Source organism: Natronomonas sp., assembly GCF_036625485.1.
GTDB lineage: Archaea > Halobacteriota > Halobacteria > Halobacteriales > Haloarculaceae > Natronomonas.
Map to the genome: position 1 here is coordinate 1 of NZ_JAZKTR010000063.1, position 13,456 is coordinate 13,456.

Sequence of the window (13,456 nt, forward strand, 5' to 3'; positions counted from 1 at the left end):
TCGGCGACCTCGAGGATGGGTTCTTCCTCGCCGACGACGGCGAGGGTATCCCCGAATCCGAGCGTGACAGCGTCTTCGGACCCGGCTACTCGACCGCCACGGAGGGCACCGGGTTCGGTCTCGCCATCGTGAAGGAGATCGCCGAGGCCCACGGCTGGGACATCGACGTGACCGAAAGCAACGAGGGCGGCGCCCGATTCGAGATCAGGAACACCACCACCACCCGGATGGACGGATAGCCGTCCTCGCGCGGGAGTCTGAAACGGCTTCTCGACGACCCGTACGTTAGAGGACCGTCCCGTGTTTCTTCGAGGGTCGGTCCTTCTCGACGTCCTCGTAGAACCGGAACCGCGTGGTCAACTCCTCGCGCAGCGAGGAGGGTGGGATGATCTCGTCGATGACGACCTCGCTGGCCATCCGCCGGACGTCGATGTCCTCGCGGAACTCCTCGCGGAGTCGCTGCTCCGTTTCCTTGCGTTCTTCCTCGTCGTCGATCTGGGCGAGTTTCCGGGCGTAGACGGCGTTGATAGCCGCTTCCGGACCCATGATTCCGATCTCGCCGGAGGGCAGCGCGATGGTGGACTCGGGGTCGTAGGCCGGACCGGACATCGCGTAGATGCCGGCGCCGTAGGCTTTCCGGACGACGACGGTCTGTTTGGGAACGGTCGCCTCGCTGGTGGCGTAGATCATCTTCTTGCCCTGCTCGAGGATGCCGTCCTTTTCGACCTGTGAGCCGGCCATGAAGCCGGGGGTGTCACAGAGGTACAGCAGCGGGATGTTGTAGGCGTCACATTTCCAGACGAACTGGGCGGCCTTCTCGGCGGCATCCGGGAAGATGGCCCCGGCGCGTTCGGCGGGCTGGTTGGCGACGATGCCGACCGGCTTGCCGTCCAGATGGGCGAAGCCGGTCATGATCTCGGGGCCGTAGTCGGGCTGGAGTTCGAAGAACGAGTCCCGGTCGACCACGCGGTCGATGACGTCGCGCATGTCGTAGCCCTTGTTCGGTTCCTGGGGAACGATGGAGTCGATGCCGTTGGGCTGGTATTTCGGCGGTTTCGAGGCGATTTCGGGTGGGTCCTCGTCGCTGTTGTTCGGGAGGTACTGGACGAGGTCGGCGACCAGTTGGCGAGCGTGTTCCTCGTCGCGAGCGACGAGGTCGGCGCTGCCGGATTCGGTGGCGTGGACCTGCGGGCCGCCGAGTTCCTCCAGGTCGATGTCCTCGCCGGTGACCATCTTCACCATCCGCGGCGAGGCGATGGCCATCGAGGACATGCCTTCGACCATGATGGTGAAATCGGCGAAGACCGGCGTGTAGGCGGCGCCGGCGATACACGGCCCGTAGAGGACACAGATCTGCGGGACGCGACCGGAGAGCCGCGAGTGGTTGTAGTAGTACTTCCCGATGCCCTCGCGGTTGGCGAAGAAGCCGGTCTGTTGGTCGATGCGACCGCCGGAGGAGTCCATCAGATACAGCACCGGCTTGCCCGTCTTGAGGGCACGCTGCTGCATGCGGAGGAACTTCTCGACGCCTTTGGCGGCCATCGATCCGCGTTTGACGGTGTAGTCATTGGCCATGAAGTGGACGTCGCGGCCCTCGAACTCCGCGCCGCCGGTGATGAGACCGTCCGCTGGCAGTTTGTCGTCGGCGTCGAACTCCGCGAACTTGCCGTCCTCGAAGAGGAAGCCGTCGTCGTCGCCAGACTCCGTCTGGCTGCCTGCCGAGCTTTGCTCGGGGTTGAACCAGAGGTCGATGCGGTCCCGGACGAAGTGCTTGCCCTGCTCGGGCAGTTGTTCTTTGTACTTCTCGGGGCCGCCTTCCTCGATTTCCTCGATTTGCTCGATGAGTTCCTTTTCCCGTTCGGTCGGCCCGAGGTCGTCCTCGATGGGCGAGCGGTCGGCTTCGCTGGTCGCGGCCGGTTCGTCGGCGTCACCGATGTACACCTCCACATCGGCTTCAGCGTGGGTCGCCATGGCCTGTGCGATGGCCTCGGCTTCCTCGACGCTGGCCTCTCCCGCGATGCGGACTTTCATACTCCTACCGTCCCCCGTAGCCATTAAACCGTTTTCCATCCGCTGAAACCGACATTCGGTTCGAAGTTTATCAGGCTATTTAGGCTGGCCTAAATATCGACAGCCTCTTTAGGGTAGCCTAAAACTATCCGGACAAGATGAGTCAGGACATCTGTGTCGTCGTTCCCACGATACGGGAGTACGACTGCATGCGGGCGTATTTCGACAACGCTCGGCAACACGATTTCGACCTCTCGAGGCTGCACGTCGTCCTCGTCACCGAGGACTTCTGTGAGACCGACGAGATGCGGGCGATGCTCGACGACGAAGGCGTCTCCGGCGAGGTCTTCGACGAAACGCGCCGTCAAGAATGGTACGACGAACACGGCATCTCGGAGTACGACCACCTCGTTCCGGCCGCCAGCCACGCCGAGACGAGTTTCGGCCTGCTGTACATGTGGGCCAACCCGCAGTTCGAGTACGGCTTCTTCATCGACGACGACACCCTGCCGCACGACGAGGACGACTTCTTCGGCCAGCACCTCCGCAATCTCGCCTTCGACGGCGATATCGAGACGGTGTCCTCCGACGAGAATTGGGTCAACGTCCTCTATCAGAACCACGACGACCACGGCCTCTACCCCCGGGGCTACCCCTACTCCGCGATGCACGAGACCGTCGAGACCGAGACGACCCATGTGGACAGCGTCGTCGCCTCCCAGGGTCTCTGGACCAACGTGCCTGACCTCGACGCCGTCCGCATCCTCATGGACGGCGACCTGCAAGGGCAGGCCCAGACACGCACCACGCGCGAGGACTTCACCAACGACTTCGTCGCCACTGAGGGCGACTACCTCACCGTCTGCTCGATGAACCTCGCCTTCGAACGCGAGGTCATCCCCGCGTTCTACCAGTTGCCGATGGACGACAACCAGTGGGACGTCGGCCGCTTCGACGACATCTGGAGCGGCGTCTTCCTCAAGCGGGCCTGTGACGTCCTCGGCAAGGACATCTACAACGGCTTCCCGCTGTGTGAACACAACAAGGCGCCGCGGTCGACATTCGACGACCTCCACAACGAGGTCGCCGGCCTCGAACTGAACGAGCACGTCTGGGAACTCATCGACGACGTCGGTGCCGATGCCGACTCCTACGCCGAGGTCTTCGAGGCGATGGGCCAGCGGCTGGCCGACGGCGACTTCGAGAACTACCAGAACGGCGCGTTCTTCAACCACGTCGGCGAGTACATGCTCGACTGGCTGGACTGCCTCGACGCCCTCGAATCGACCCGCGTCCCCGCCGCGGCGGACGACTGAAACGACGCTTACATACCCACTACAATCGACCCACACAACAATGACTGAACGACAATTCTTCGACGACGCACAGAGTCGCCGTCGGTTCCTCGTGACCGCCGGCGCAGTCGGCGCGACCGGCCTCGCCGGTTGTTCCGACGTCCTTCCCGGCAACGGGAACGGCAACGGAAACGGTGGTTCGCCCGTCGGCCAGATCGGCTCCGGCCGCGAGGGGCGCTCGCCCGGCGGCGTCTCCATGGAGGAGATGCCCGACCTCGAAGGCGAACTGACCGTCTACTCCGGCCGCGGCGAGTTCCTCGTCGGCGAACTCGTCGAGTACATCGAGAGCCTCTACGACGACTTCACACTCAACATCCGCTACGGTGGCTCGACCGACCTCGTCAACCAGATCATCAACGAGGGCGAGGGCACGCCCGCCGACGTCTTCTATTCGGTCAACGCCGGGTCGCTCGGCGTGCTCACCGCCGAGGGACGTACGCAGGCCCTCCCCGACGAGGTGCTCGAATTCGTCCGCGAGGAGTTCCGGACGGACGAGTGGGTCGGCACTTCCGGTCGCGCGCGGTCGGTCCCCTTCAACACGAACGAACTCTCGGAGAGCGACCTTCCGACCGACATCATGGAATACCCTGACGTCGAGGCCGACCTCGGCTGGGCGCCGTCCTATGGCTCCTGTCAGGCCTTCGTGACCGCGATGCGCCTCCTCGAAGGCGAGGATGCGACCCGCGAGTGGCTCGAAGGCGTCGTCGATTCGGGCATCGCGAGCTATCCCGACGAGTTCGCCACCTGTCAGGCAATCGCCGATGGCGAGATCGACGCCGCGTTCACGAACCACTACTACATCCAGCGCGTCCTCGATGGCTCGCCGGACGCGCCTATCGCCACCACGTTCACCGAGGGCGACGCCGGCGCGATGTTCAACGTCGCTGGCGCCGCCGTCGTCGACGCTGCCTCCGACGCGGACCTCGCCTCGAACTTCGTCCGTCACCTCCTGTCCGGCGAGGCACAGGACTACTTCGCCCGCACCACCTTCGAGTACCCGCTCATCCCTGAGGTCGAACCCATCGGCGACCTGCCGACCATCGACGAACTCGACGTGCCCGATATCGACCTCACGCAACTGTCGGACCTCGAACCGACCATCGACCTGATGCGCGAGGCCGGCGTCGACATCTGACGTGATGGACGCGGGTCGGGACCGACTGCAAGCCATCGTTCGCGGACGCGGCGCCCGCGAGCGGCTTCTCGCAGCCGCCGTCGTCGTAGCCGCCGCTGTCCTCACCTACGTCATCGCCGCGGTCGTCTTTCCACATCACTCCTCCAATCACGACGAGGCCGTCTATCTCCAGCAGGCGTCGATGCTTCTTGCCGGCCAGCTCGAACTCCACGCCGGCGAACTCGCCGACGCCTTCCACCCGTGGTTCTTCATCGAGGACGGCGGGCGCCTCTACCCGAAATACCAGCCCTACCCCGCAGTCCTCTACGCCGCCGCGATGGGGCTTCTCGGCGAACCAAGCGTTGCGCTGGCCGGCGTCGCGGCCGCCAACACCGGTCTCGTCTATCTGCTCGGTGCCGAGGCCGTCGACCGACGGGTTGGCGTCGTCGCCGCCGCCGTCTTCGCCGCCGCGCCGCTTTCGGTCGTCACCACCGCCGTCTTTCTCCCCTACGCCCCGACGACGATGCTCAACCTGGCCTTCGCGGTGCTGTATTTACGGGGCGTTCGCCGGGGGCATCTCCCGAGTGCGGCCGGCGCCGGCCTCGCCATCGGCCTCGCCTTCTTCGGCCGCCCCCTCACGGCGGTCCTCTTTGCGGCACCGTTCATCGCCCACGCGCTGGTGGCGGTGGGTCGGTCGCTCAGCGCGGACGGACTCCGGCCACTCGCCGAACCCATCCGCCGGAACGCTCTCACCGCGGCCGGCGGCCTCGCGGGCGTCGCCCTGTCGCTCGCCTACAACGCCCGGATGACGGGGTCGCCGTTGCGCTTTCCGTACGAGGCCTTCGCCCCACAGGACGGCCCCGGATTCGGTCACCGGGAGATCCTCGGCCACTCGCTGGAGTACACGCCGGCGCTGGCCGTCGAGACGAACGCCTACGTCCTCTGGTATCTCGCCACCCGCTGGTTCACGCTGGGGCTGGTCGGTACCGCCTGCGCGCTGGCGGGCGTCGGCCTCGTCGCCTATCGCCTGCGGACCGGCGACGGGTCGTTCATCCCCGAAATCGAATCACCCGCCGCGTGGACCCTCGGCGGCCTCCTCGTTTCGGTCCCCCTCGGTAACGTCGCCTTCTGGGGCAACTACAACATCCTCGCGACGATGTCCGACCCTACCGATGGCCTCATCTCGCAGTTCGGACCGTTCTACCACTTCGACCTGCTCGTGCCGCTGTCGCTTTTCGCCGCCGTCGCCCTCGTCTCGGCCACCCGCCTCGCCCGGAACCGCCTTGCCGACGGCTACTCGCCCGAGAAGGCACGCGTCGCGGTCGCTATCGCCCTCATCGTCACCCTGCCACTGGTCGGGGTCGCAAACGCCAGCCTCGCCGCCCAACCGCTGGAGCGGAACGCCGCCTACACCGAGAAGTACGAGACGGCGTATGCGCCCTTCGAGAACGAATCCCTCGACGACGCCCTGGTGTTCGTCCCGACCCCCTACGGCGAGTGGCAGAACCACCCGTTCCAGTCGCTCCGCAACGACCCCGGCTTCGACGGCCCCGTCGTCTACGCGCTGGACCGGGACCCCGGCGAGGACTTCGCGGTACTGGACGCCTACCCCGACCGCCAGCACTACCGCTACACCTATCGCGGCGAATGGACGCCGAGCACCGACCGTCACGTCACGCCGAAACTCGAACCGCTCGACGTCCGCGAGGGCGAGCGAGTGACCGCGAGGACGACCGTCGGCGTCACCGACCGCGTTGCTCGTGCCAGGGTCCGCCTTTCGACGGACGCCGGCAGCCACGAGTACTCCGTGGAGGACCCGAACGACCGGATGACCGTCCAGTGGGAACTGGCCGGCGACGGCGCGCGACTCAACGAGGGCGACCGCGAACGGCTGACCATCGATGGCGCCGAGAAGGTCGTCCTGACGGTCACGCTCGTGGACGCCGAAGGGTCGACCTTCACCTATCGGCAGGAAGCGACCGTCCGCGCCGACGGCGACCGGATCGAGGTAATCTGGCCGCCCGACCGGACCGTCTGTCCGCTCGTCACCGACTGCGGCCGTGAAGGCACCTATCTCCCCGACCGCCCCGACGAACACCGCGAGTGGGTCGTCTTCGAGACTCGGGTGGACGAGGAACCCGGTTGACCGGTACTACAGGCCGCCCCAGCGCAGGTAGACCATCAGGACGATGATGGTCAACTGGAAGAACCCCTGCACGCCGCTGAGTTTCGCGTTCCGCATCCCGAGACGACTGATACGCTCCGTATCAGGGTCCGACGAGAGTAGTTCCCGATAGACCAGCACCTCGTTCGGCAGCAGGAAGCCGAACCCCTGCACGGTCAGGATGAACATCACCGCGAGGATGAGCAGGATGATCGTCGACGTGCCAGGCATCGTCGTCCCTGCCGCCGCGAACTCGCTGGCGAAGTACGCACCGTTGCCGATCACGACGAGCGCGAAGAACGCCAGCCAGCGCGGGTCGCGGAACGCATCGAAGACCTTGCCCAAGAGTAGCGTCGCAACGGTGAAGGTGACCAGCACGAACAGGCCGATCCACGGCCCGGCGTTCGGGAAGACGTCGATTCGGACCGCGAGCGTGATGCCGCCGAAGATCGTCACCGCCGCCAGCGTCGGCATCAGAAACGACATCTTCGGCGTGAACTTCTCGAACCAGTCCGCCCGGGCCGACAGCCCCAGCGACCCCAACACCGGCCCCATCACCATCGCCATGAACAGGTCGATGCCCGTCCATAACACCCCCGCCATCACGTGGACGTAGGTGTGCATCTCCACCGAACCGACCGTCGACGCCAGGACGAACGCGACGAGCGGAATCCCGACCGCCCCCGCGGCAAACGCCGGATTCGCTCGCTCCGCCATCCCCCGTATCGTGCTTCGAACCGTCATACGGGTCCGCCGTCTGTCGGTTAGTACTTATAATATGGTGTGTGCCCGTGTTTTGCGTCAGTCTCAGATTCCTTATATATGGGTAGCAGCCGACGGCTCCTCCAGGAACGGCTCTAGCCACGAACCAGCAGAAGAACGCCCCGACCCGGGGCTTTACACGCCGTACCTGCGATTCGTACACCAATGCGCCTGCACTGGCACCGGCGGGACCTTCGCGTGGCGGACAACCGCGGCCTCTCGGAACTCTCGGAGCCGCCAGCCGGGGTCTTCGTCTTCGACGAGAACGTCCTCGAACACGCGGGAGCGCCGCGCGTGGCGTTCATGCTGGACGCGCTCGCCTCCCTGCGGGCCGCCTATCGCGAACGGGGCTCGGACATCTTCATCCGCCACGGCGACCCGGCCGAAGTGCTGTTGGACATCGCCGACGAGTACGACGCCGAGTTGGTCTCGTGGAACCGCGACTACTCGGGGCTGGCCCAGCGCCGGGACGAACTGGTCGCCGAGGAACTCAAGGAGTGGGACGTGCTTCCCCAGCAGTTCCACGATGCGATCTGCCACGAACCGGGCGCTATCACGACCAATCAGGGCGACCCGTACTCGGTCTATACCTACTTCTGGAAGAAGTGGCGCGACCGCGAGAAGGACGACCCATACGAGGTGCCGGAACTGGCCGAGGCGTCCGACGACGAACCGATACCGACGCTCTCGGCCCTCGGTTTCGAGGTCCCGGACGCATCGATTCCCGAAGGAAGCACCGAGGTCGCCCGGGGGTTGCTGGAGGAGTTCCTCGCAACCGACGTCTTCCGGTACGACGATGCGCGGGATTACCCGGCCGAAGAAGCCACCTCACGACTCTCGCCGCACCTGAAGTTCGGGACGATCGGGATTCGGGAGGTCGACGCCGCGGTTCGGGAGGCGCTGGCTGGGGCGGACGACGAGGCTGCCGACTCCGTCGCGGAGTTCCGCTCGCAGTTGGCGTGGCGGGAGTTCTACACCCACGTCCTCTATTTCAATCCGAGCGTCGTCACCGAGAACTACAAGGAATACGACGCAGAGATCGAGTGGGAAGACGACGAGAATCTGCTGGCGGCGTGGAAAGCGGGCAAGACGGGCTACCCGATCGTCGACGCGGGGATGCGGCAACTCCGCGAGGAGGCGTACATGCACAACCGGGTGCGGATGATCGTCGCCTCCTTCTTGACGAAGGACCTGCTGGTCGACTGGCGACACGGCTACGACCACTTCCGGGCACAGTTGGTCGACCACGATACGGCAAACGACAACGGCGGCTGGCAGTGGGCGGCCTCGACGGGCACCGACGCCCAGCCGTATTTTCGTATCTTCAACCCGATGACGCAAGGCGAACGCTACGACCCCGATGCGACCTATATAAAAGAGTACGTGCCCGAACTGCGCGATGTCGCCCCCGGGACGATTCACTCGTGGCACGAGCTATCGGCGGCAGAGCGCGATGCTGCGGCGCCCGACTACCCCGCTCCGGTCGTCTATCACAGTCAGCGCCGCGAGGAGGCGCTGGCGATGTTCGAACGTGCTCGTGGGGACACGGAGTGATACGGCTCGTTGTAACAAATTACCGGCGAGCACTCGTACGGATCGGAACTCGCCGGGAAACGACTACAACGATCCGTATGAGGCCGGGAACGAGCCACGACTCAGGTCGTCGCTTGGTGTCAGTCCCGTTGCCATCCGCCGATACACGCCGTGCGGAGTGATAGCGCCTCACAACGAAGTTTTAACAGTATTCCCGAAGAGTACTAGAGATGGAGGACGATATAAATGCCTGAACATTCCAACCCCGAACTACCGCCGCTCCCGTACGATTACGACGCGCTCGAACCGTCCATCTCCGAGCAGGTCATGACGTGGCACCACGACACCCACCACCAGGGCTACGTCAACGGCCTCGAAAGCGCCGAGGAGACCCTCGCGGAGAACCGCGATGCGGGCGACTTCGGTGGCTCCGCTGCAGCCATCCGCAACGTGACCCACAACGGTAGCGGTCACTATCTCCACACGCTGTTCTGGGAGAACATGTCCCCGAACGGCGGTGGCGAACCCGAGGGTGACCTCGCCGACCGCATCGAGGAGGACTTCGGCTCCTACGAGGGCTGGAAGGGCGAGTTCAAGGCCGCCGCGGGCGCCGCCGGTGGCTGGGCGCTGCTGGTCTACGACCCCGTTTCCGACCAACTGCGCAACCTCGTCGTCGACAAGCACGACCAGGGCGCGCTGTGGGGCAGCCACCCCATCCTGGCGCTCGACGTCTGGGAGCACTCCTACTACTACGACTACGGTCCGGACCGCGGCAGCTTCATCGACAACTTCTTCGACGTCGTCGACTGGGACAACGTCGCCGAGCAGTACGAGAAGGCGCTCCAGCAGTAAGTACCGTAGTCACATCATCGATTTTCTTTCGCACGCCGTGTCGCGTAGCCGTGGGACCGGCTCCGTTCGCTACCGTCTCGCGTAGTCGTTGGACCGGCCAACGACGGCCCTCACCAGTGCTTGCGGCTGATCTTCTTCGTCGCCTTCGCTCGGAAGCCCTCTTCGTCGATGATGGAATCGAAGACCGTCTGCCGTTTCGTATCGAGAGCGCCGCCGAAGGAGCCGACACGGACCGTCCGGTAGGTGGTATAGCCCTCGTCGTTCGAGTAGAAGTAGATGTGGCCGTGCAGGAGGCCGTGGATGGTGTCGTTCTGCCGGACTTCGGCGGCCCGGCTGTCGTATTTGACGAAGGCGACGGTACCCCAGTTGACGACGGCCTCGCGTAGGCCGATCAGGAAGGCGAGTTCGTGGTTCCGGGGCAGGCCGAACTCCGTCGCGCGTTCGAGGTCCGATAGCGAGTCGACGACGATGAGGTCGTCTTTCGCATCGGCCAGGTGGTCGCCGATATCGTCCAGCAGGTCGTGGAACGTCTCCACGCCGGGATCGGGATCGGCCGGCTCGTCCTCCCCCTCGGCGGCTTCGAGCGGGGACGGTTCCTCGGACTCGTCCCGCCCTGTTCGGCGTGCCTCGAACAGCGCCGACGGGACCGGCAACAGGTCCATGAACCGCTGTGAATAGTCGACGACGGTCATGTGGTCGGCCAGCACGTCGAAGCTCTCGTCACCGAGGACGGCATCGATCTCGCTGTAGACGTGTTCGCGGTCGTGGCTCAGGGTCAGATAGGTCACCGATTCGGGGATCTTCTCGGCTCGGTCGGCGAGTTCGCTGCGGACCGTCTCGGGGCGGTGCTTCGCGGCCATCAACCGTGCGAGGCTCGTATACGTGAACGCGTCGCCGCCGGCGTCGGGCGCGCCGGCCAACAGGACGCAACTGCCCGTGGGGATGCCGCGAACGTCGCCGTCCAGTCCGCGAATCCCGAACGGGATGTAATCGACCGATTCGCTGAGATCGTGTGCCGCCGAAGCGGAACCGGGTGCCATACGTTCGGCACGGCCCGCCAGAAGTATAGTGTTGGGGCGACCGCCCTCGCTACTGCTCGCCGTCGGCGTTCTCCGTGGCGTCCTCGTCGGGCAGCGCCAGCACGTTCTCCCGACCGAGTCGGAAGCCCTCGAGGTCGCCGTCCTCGCGGAGGCCCTTCGTGACCTGACTCGTCTTGGCGTCGGTCCAGCCCAACTCCTCGGCGACGGCCTGCTGTTTCATCCGGCCGCCGCGTTGCTCGATGAGCTGGAGCACCTGCTCCTCGTTGCTCAGGAGGTCCGGATCGGGGGGTGCGGCGGCTCCCCCCTCGGCGTCGGTAGCGTCCGGCTCGGTTGCAGCGTCCGGGCCCGCACCGTCGTCCGGCGGCCCTTCGTCGCCGCTCTCGCCGCCGCCCGGCGACCACTCTCGCCGACGAGCGAACAGCACGGCACCGATAGCGAGGAGACCGAGGACCACGACCGCGGCCGCCACGAGCGGGGAGACCGGCAGTCCGTCGGAGCCTTCCGCAGCGCCTTCCGGCGCGAGTTCGATCCGCGGTTCGCCGGACGCGAAGTTCGTCGGGCCGTCGTAACTGACGGCGTTGTCCCTCGTGTCGGTCGGCGAGGGTGATGCGTCGACCAGTGTGTATCCCTCGGGCCACGACACCAGAAGCGAGGTGTTCTCGTCCAAGAAGAGGCCGTCGATGGCGTCGCCAGCGTAGAGTCGGTCGCCGTCGGTGGCCGCGAAGTTCGACCACCGGAAGGTGAAGGTGACGACACCGCGTTCCTGCGGCAACTCCTCGCGGGTGGCGGAGACGAAGACGTCCGTGATCGCCATCTCGCGGCCGGTCGCGTTGGCGGCGCTGTCGGCGGTCGCGTTCATCCGGTTGTGGAACCGATCGACATAGGGGTCGGGGTCGGACTCGATATCGCTCTGGAGATCCTCGAAGGCCTGTTCGTCCTCGTCGGTGTCGAGTTCCATCCGGTACTCGATGCGCCATGCGGCATCGCCGTCCTCCTCGACGGCGACCTCCATCAGGACGTCGTCGGGGTTGATGTCTTCCTGCAGCGCCGGCGCCGAGGAGGACCCGGCCGTAACCCCCGTTCCGGCGACGGTACCGACGAGTACGACGAGCGCGACCAATGCGGCGACGGATCCCCGGTTCACGGCCGGGAGAAGGGAGCGCGGTTATAAAGGCGTTGTTGCCGATGCAACCGAGATCTGTCGGCGACGGTCCGCGACTGTCGGTTCCACTCGCGGGCGGTCGAGATGTCGATCACCTACTGGCCGTCTCGGGTGGGCGTCCGGTCTTCGGTCTCGTTCGTACGTTCTCCGGTCCCGTCCGGACGGTCCTCCGTCCCGTTCGTACCGGCGTCACGCTCACCCTCGGAGCGGTCGTCGGGGTCGACCGGTGCGCCGACGTCCGGGCCGGCGATATCCCGAGCGATGTCGGCGACCTCGGGGCCGGTCAGTTCGGCGGCGTCGGTCCGGAGAGTGCCGATCCTGTCATCGTCGATACCGTATTCGGAACGGACGGTATCGGGGAGGTCGGCGGCCACGCCGGCGGCCGCGTTCGTCGTTCCGTTCGTGGCGCTCGTCTCCGCGACGGCTATCGTGACCTTCGCGCGGTAGGTCCCCTCGCTGATGTCGCCGGCATCGCGCTGTTCGCGGAGGGTTTGCTGACGTGCCTCGATCTCGGCGAGTCGCTCGTCGTTTCGGTCGAGACGGTCGGCGATGAGTTCCGCGCGTTCCGTATCCGAATCGGCGTTCGCGACAGCGATACCGAACGCGCGCGCCTCCAGTTCACCGTCGAGTTCGGCCTCTTGGGTGCCGACGACGCCCGCGAACTGTTCGCCGGGCAGCGTCTCGGTCTCGTTTTCTTGGGTCGCGGCGCCGAGAGGTACCGCCGCGAGTAGGCTCCCGACGACCATCGCCGCCAGCAGCAGTGAGAGTATCCGTTTCATCGTACACTTCATTGGGCGTCACGCGGTATATACGGGCGAGATACTCTTGACGGATTTCGACGAATTAACTCGGTTTGCAGGTGCGGGAGTCCCGTCAAGCCTCGATTACCACTTGGCGAACGGGACCTCGGAGACAGGCGAGGACCACGTCTCAGCCGCGCAGTCAACGCTGGCTATCGGGGTCGATAGCCCGTCGGCCGATGGTTTTATATATGGCCATCGAATCGGCGTTCCACCCACTCGAAACGCGGTTTTAGCCGATTTAATTCGGCTTAATTCGGCTTTAGAAGCGTCCAAACCGGCTAAATCCGGCTTCGGGGTCTCCCCCCGTTAAGTGGCTCTCGGTCCGAGAGGTGATTGCAATGAGAGCGAAACAACTGATCACGGTCGCGGTCGCAACGATGCTGCTGATCGGTGGCGCGGCGGCACTCGGTGCCGCCAGCCCCAACGCAGCGGCAAACGACAACGCCACGGACGCGCCCGACGATAACATGTCGGACGCCGCCGAGGATGCTGACGACGACGCCAACGCGAGCGAGGAGCGGAAGGGCAACGCTGACGGTGTCGGCCCGAGCGACGGGCTCCCCGAGCAGGTCCCGGATCACGTGAGTCAGATCCACGAGACCATCGATTCGTTCCTGAGCGGTGAGGTCGACAACCTCGGCCAGTCGCTGAACGACCTCCT

At 65.4% G+C, this 13,456-nt stretch carries 11 protein-coding genes and 1 pseudogene; 7 read left to right on the plus strand and 5 right to left on the minus strand.

Annotated elements, in window-relative coordinates; genetic code table 11:
* On the plus strand, positions 1 to 239 hold a 239-nt coding region (locus tag V5A53_RS07940; RefSeq protein ID WP_332313058.1), incomplete at its 5' end, for a HAMP domain-containing sensor histidine kinase.
* 46 nt (positions 240 to 285) lie between these two features.
* Here the strand turns inward: V5A53_RS07940 and V5A53_RS07945 are convergent.
* Entirely contained in the window at positions 286 to 2,031 is a 1,746-nt protein-coding gene (locus V5A53_RS07945; protein WP_332313059.1) for an acyl-CoA carboxylase subunit beta, read from the minus strand.
* Positions 2,032 to 2,168: 137 nt separating this feature from the next.
* On the opposite strand from V5A53_RS07945, the gene V5A53_RS07950 reads away from it, so the two are divergent.
* The 3 genes from V5A53_RS07950 to V5A53_RS07960 are packed head-to-tail and all read left to right on the plus strand — an operon-like array spanning position 2,169 to position 6,625.
* A complete protein-coding gene (locus V5A53_RS07950) occupies positions 2,169 to 3,326 on the plus strand; it encodes an alpha-1 4-glucan-protein synthase (protein WP_332313060.1) in 1,158 nt (385 codons plus the stop codon).
* Positions 3,327 to 3,366: 40 nt separating this feature from the next.
* Positions 3,367 to 4,500 carry a substrate-binding domain-containing protein gene (locus tag V5A53_RS07955; protein ID WP_332313061.1) on the plus strand — a complete coding sequence of 378 codons (1,134 nt, stop codon included), beginning with the start codon at positions 3,367 to 3,369 and terminating at the stop codon, positions 4,498 to 4,500.
* A gap of 4 nt (positions 4,501 to 4,504) precedes the next feature.
* Complete coding sequence (locus V5A53_RS07960) at positions 4,505 to 6,625, plus strand: ArnT family glycosyltransferase (RefSeq protein WP_332313062.1); 2,121 nt, start codon at positions 4,505 to 4,507, stop codon at positions 6,623 to 6,625.
* Positions 6,626 to 6,631: 6 nt separating this feature from the next.
* Here V5A53_RS07960 and V5A53_RS07965 read toward each other — a convergent pair whose 3' ends face one another.
* The gene (locus V5A53_RS07965) at positions 6,632 to 7,360 is read right to left on the minus strand and encodes a hypothetical protein (RefSeq protein WP_442928633.1); all 729 of its coding nucleotides are present in this window, start codon (positions 7,358 to 7,360) and stop codon (positions 6,632 to 6,634) included.
* 210 nt (positions 7,361 to 7,570) lie between these two features.
* Between V5A53_RS07965 and V5A53_RS07970 the strand changes: the two genes are divergently transcribed.
* The gene (locus V5A53_RS07970) at positions 7,571 to 8,959 is read left to right on the plus strand and encodes a cryptochrome/photolyase family protein (RefSeq protein WP_332313064.1); all 1,389 of its coding nucleotides are present in this window, start codon (positions 7,571 to 7,573) and stop codon (positions 8,957 to 8,959) included.
* 225 nt (positions 8,960 to 9,184) lie between these two features.
* Positions 9,185 to 9,790: a superoxide dismutase gene (gene sod, locus V5A53_RS07975; RefSeq protein ID WP_332313065.1), complete on the plus strand. Its 606-nt coding sequence runs from the start codon at positions 9,185 to 9,187 to the stop codon at positions 9,788 to 9,790.
* A gap of 110 nt (positions 9,791 to 9,900) precedes the next feature.
* Here the strand turns inward: sod and V5A53_RS07980 are convergent, their stop codons facing one another.
* The 3 genes from V5A53_RS07980 to V5A53_RS07990 form a co-directional block, all read right to left on the minus strand.
* Entirely contained in the window at positions 9,901 to 10,830 is a 930-nt protein-coding gene (locus V5A53_RS07980) for an RAD55 family ATPase (protein WP_332313066.1), read from the minus strand.
* A 49-nt stretch (positions 10,831 to 10,879) separates the two neighbouring features.
* Positions 10,880 to 11,974 carry a DUF7345 domain-containing protein gene (locus V5A53_RS07985; protein ID WP_332313067.1) on the minus strand — a complete coding sequence of 365 codons (1,095 nt, stop codon included), beginning with the start codon at positions 11,972 to 11,974 and terminating at the stop codon, positions 10,880 to 10,882.
* Positions 11,975 to 12,087: 113 nt separating this feature from the next.
* Positions 12,088 to 12,771: a DUF7096 domain-containing protein gene (locus tag V5A53_RS07990; RefSeq protein ID WP_332313069.1), complete on the minus strand. Its 684-nt coding sequence runs from the start codon at positions 12,769 to 12,771 to the stop codon at positions 12,088 to 12,090.
* Between the two features lie 362 nt (positions 12,772 to 13,133).
* Here V5A53_RS07990 and V5A53_RS07995 point away from each other — a divergent pair.
* Positions 13,134 to 13,456 (plus strand): annotated as a pseudogene (locus tag V5A53_RS07995) (hypothetical protein); the annotation flags it as partial.

Excerpts from the sequence above, each read along its gene's own strand:
- V5A53_RS07945 (WP_332313059.1), bottom strand. The coding sequence starts at position 2,031 with ATGAAAGTCCGCATCGCGGGAGAGGCCAGCGTCGAGGAAGCCGAGGCC.
- V5A53_RS07950 (WP_332313060.1), top strand. The coding sequence starts at position 2,169 with ATGAGTCAGGACATCTGTGTCGTCGTTCCCACGATACGGGAGTACGAC.
- V5A53_RS07955 (WP_332313061.1), top strand. The coding sequence starts at position 3,367 with ATGACTGAACGACAATTCTTCGACGACGCACAGAGTCGCCGTCGGTTC.
- V5A53_RS07960 (WP_332313062.1), top strand. The coding sequence starts at position 4,505 with ATGGACGCGGGTCGGGACCGACTGCAAGCCATCGTTCGCGGACGCGGC.
- V5A53_RS07965 (WP_442928633.1), bottom strand. The coding sequence starts at position 7,360 with ATGGCGGAGCGAGCGAATCCGGCGTTTGCCGCGGGGGCGGTCGGGATT.
- V5A53_RS07970 (WP_332313064.1), top strand. The coding sequence starts at position 7,571 with ATGCGCCTGCACTGGCACCGGCGGGACCTTCGCGTGGCGGACAACCGC.
- sod (WP_332313065.1), top strand. The coding sequence starts at position 9,185 with ATGCCTGAACATTCCAACCCCGAACTACCGCCGCTCCCGTACGATTAC.
- V5A53_RS07980 (WP_332313066.1), bottom strand. The coding sequence starts at position 10,830 with ATGGCACCCGGTTCCGCTTCGGCGGCACACGATCTCAGCGAATCGGTC.
- V5A53_RS07990 (WP_332313069.1), bottom strand. The coding sequence starts at position 12,771 with ATGAAACGGATACTCTCACTGCTGCTGGCGGCGATGGTCGTCGGGAGC.